This is a genomic window from Pantoea sp. SIMBA_079 (genome assembly GCF_046940275.1).
Taxonomy (GTDB): domain Bacteria; phylum Pseudomonadota; class Gammaproteobacteria; order Enterobacterales; family Enterobacteriaceae; genus Pantoea; species Pantoea borealis.
In genome coordinates, this window is sequence record NZ_JAWRYR010000564.1 from 1 (window position 1) to 257 (window position 257).

Here is a 257-nt window from a genome sequence, read left to right on the forward strand (position 1 = left end):
GCCCCCTGCTCCCGGACGCACTGGTCGAGGAACGCCAGCGCACGGCCGGGGGAGCCGTCGAGCAGTTCGCCGGTACTGGCGGCGAGGACGTAGGGGATCCAGTGCCCGGCGCTCGGAACGTGCGCAGCGGCGCGGGCCAGCCGCTCCGTCGCGGTCACCGCGTCGAGCCGGTACAGGGAGATGATCGCCTCCGCCGTCCGCAGCATCGCCGCATCGGCAGGCGGGAGCCGGTCGCCGGTGACGGCCCCGGCCTCCTC

General features: G+C 75.9%; 1 protein-coding gene. It reads right to left on the minus strand.

Annotated elements, in window-relative coordinates:
- A partial coding sequence (locus tag SB719_RS21210) for a hypothetical protein (protein WP_412159895.1) occupies positions 1 to 257 on the minus strand: 257 nt, incomplete at both ends.